The sequence below is a fragment of the Candidatus Polarisedimenticolaceae bacterium genome, from assembly GCA_036376135.1.
Classification (GTDB): Bacteria; Acidobacteriota; Polarisedimenticolia; order Polarisedimenticolales; family DASRJG01; genus DASVAW01.
Genome location: DASVAW010000091.1, coordinates 1 through 2,662, shown reverse-complemented (window position 1 = coordinate 2,662; position 2,662 = coordinate 1). Strand labels below are relative to the sequence as shown.

Annotated in this window: 3 protein-coding genes; 2 read left to right on the top strand and 1 reads right to left on the bottom strand. The window is 68.7% G+C overall.

The window, feature by feature from the left end:
- Positions 1-134 precede the first annotated feature (134 nt).
- Together VF139_08640 and hemE are read left to right on the top strand one after the other, a co-directional pair.
- Positions 135-1,289, top strand: coding sequence for an acyl-CoA dehydrogenase family protein (locus tag VF139_08640; GenBank protein HEX6851466.1), 1,155 nt, complete (start codon positions 135-137; stop codon positions 1,287-1,289).
- 10 nt (positions 1,290-1,299) lie between these two features.
- Positions 1,300-2,322, top strand: coding sequence for a uroporphyrinogen decarboxylase (gene hemE, locus VF139_08635; GenBank protein HEX6851465.1), 1,023 nt, complete (start codon positions 1,300-1,302; stop codon positions 2,320-2,322).
- On the opposite strand, the gene VF139_08630 is transcribed toward hemE, so the two are convergent.
- Positions 2,309-2,662, bottom strand: a 354-nt coding sequence (locus VF139_08630) for a hypothetical protein (GenBank protein ID HEX6851464.1), incomplete at its 5' end; no start/stop codon positions are given. The two genes, hemE and VF139_08630, sit on opposite strands and share 14 nt — an antisense overlap.

Sequence of the window (2,662 nt, the reverse complement as noted above, 5' to 3'; positions counted from 1 at the left end):
GTGCGAAATGGGGACAGCAACCTATTTCGGGAGCCGGGGACTGTCCCAGCTCCCGAAATAGGTTGCTGTCCCCATTTCCCCTCCACACCTACCCCTGCTGCTACCATCCCCCTCTTTTGCAGCAGGAGTTCGGCATGGATTCCCGCATCCCCGCCCTGACGCAGATCACCGACGAAGAAGCCCTGTTCCGCGACGCCGTGCGCGAGTTCGCCGCCGGGGAGATCGCCCCGCGCGTGCAGGCGATGGACGCCGCCGGGAGATACGACGACGACCTCCTCCCCAAACTCTTCGAGATGGGGCTGATGGGGATCGACGTCCCCGAGGAATACGGCGGCGCCGGCGGGACTTTCTTCCAGTCGATCCTCGCGGTCGAGGAGATCTCGAAGGTCGACGCCGCGGTCGGGGTGCTCGTCGACGTCCAGAACACCCTCTTCAACAACGCCGTCTCCCGTCTCGGCACCCCGGCGCAGAAGGAACGTTTCCTCCGGCGCGCGGCGACCGACACGGTCGTCTCCTACGCGCTCAGCGAGGCGGGCTCGGGATCGGACGCGTTCGCGCTCGCCTGCCGCGCGACGCAGGACGCCGACGGATGGGTCCTCGACGGCCACAAGCTCTGGATCACGAACGCGGGCGAGGCGGGGCAGTTCCTCGTCTTCGCCACCGTGGATCCGTCGAAGGGGTACAAGGGGATCACCGCCTTCCTCGTCGAGAGGAGCGATCCCGGCTTCTCGCTCGGCAAGCGCGAGGACAAGCTCGGGATCAAGGCGTCCTCGACGTGCGAGATCGTCTTCGACCGCTGCCGGATCCCCGGCGACCGCGTCCTCGGCGAGATCGGCAAGGGGTACAAGATCGCGATCGAGACCCTGAACGAGGGACGGATCGGGATCGGAGCGCAGATGGTCGGCCTCGCGCAGGGAGCGCTCGACTGCGCCATCCGCTACGCGAAGGAGCGGCAGCAGTTCGGCCGGCCGATCGCGGAGTTCCAGGCGGTCCAGCACCTTCTCGCGGGGCTCGCCGCACGCATCCACGCCGCGCGCCTCACCGTCTACAACGCGGCGCGCCTTCGCGATGCCGGAGAGCCGTTCATGACCGAGGCCGCGATGGCCAAGCTCCTCGCCTCCGAGGTCGCCGAGCAGTCGGCGTCGGCGGCGGTCGAGGTGTACGGCGGCAACGGCTACACCCACGAGTACCCGGTCGAGAAGTACTACCGCGACTGCAAGATCGGGAAGATCTACGAAGGCACGACCTTCATGCAGCTCAACACGATCGCCAAGGCGATCCTGGCCTAGTGAGGCACCCGTGAGCGACCTGTTCCTTCGAGCGTGCCGGGGCGAGAAGACCGAGCGCCCCCCCATCTGGATCATGCGGCAGGCGGGACGGTACCTCCCCGAGTACCGGGCCACGCGCGCGAAGGCGGGATCGTTCGTCGACCTCTGCAAGAACCCCGAGCTCGCCGCCGAGGTCACGATCCAGCCGATCGACATCCTGGGCGTCGACGCCGCGATCCTCTTCTCCGACATCCTCGTTCCCGTCGAGCCGATGGGGATCCGGATGGACTTCAACCCCGGCCCGGTCCTCGACCCGCCCGTGCGCACCCGCGCCGACGTCGAGCGGCTGGTCGTGGCGGACCCCGAGGAGGGGCTCCCCTACGTCTACGAGACGATCCGGATCCTCCGCCGCGAGCTCGCGGGGCGCGTGCCCCTGATCGGCTTCGGTGCGGCGCCGATGACCCTCGCCGCGTACCTCGTCGAAGGGGAAGGCTCGAAGAACTTCGACAAGTTCAAGGGGATGCTCTTCTCCGATCCCGACTCCGCGCGGCTGCTCCTGCAGAAGTGCACGGCGATGACCGTCCGGTATCTCGCCGCGCAGGTGAAGGCGGGGGCGCAGGCGATCCAGGTCTTCGATTCGTGGGCCGGGATCCTCGGATACGACGACTACCGCGAGTACTCGCTCCCTTACGTGAACGAGGTCGTCGCGTCGCTGAAGCCCCTCGGCGTCCCGGTGATCTACTTCGCCCTGGACGGCGCGCACCTGTTCGACGCGATCCGGGAGTGCGGCGCGGACGTCCTGGGCGTCGACTGGCGCACCCCCCTCGACGAGGCGGCGCGACGGGTCGGCCCGGACTTCGTCCTCCAGGGGAATCTCGATCCGTGCGTGTTGTTCTCTCCCCCCGAGACGATCGCGGCGCGGGCGCGCGAGGTCGTCGAGCGCGGGCGCGCGGCGCGCAGCCACATCTTCAACCTGGGACACGGGATCCTCCCCGAGGTCCCGGTGGCCCACGCGAAGGCGCTCGTCGACGCGGTGAAGGCTACGGCGCGCTGACGGAGATCTCCTCGAAGGCCCCCGCGGTGAAGCGGTAGTACCGCGTCTTCGTCCGCTTGTCCCCCGCGGGGATCGACTCCGGGGGGTTGGCGATCAGAAGCTCGCTGTCCAGGCGGAAGCGGATCCCCGTCGAGGCCAGCAGGTCGCCGACCGGTTTTCCCGTCGACGTGTCGAGCAGCACGACCTGCGTGCAGCGCAGCCCGCAGTTCCACTGCACGAGCGTGAAGCGCCCCGCGAAGTTCGGCCCGCTCGCCTGCGCCCGCCGCAGGTTCGAGCGGAAGGGGCGCCACGGTCCCGTGCTGTCCACGTCGACCGCGGCCGGTTTTCCGGACCAGATCTC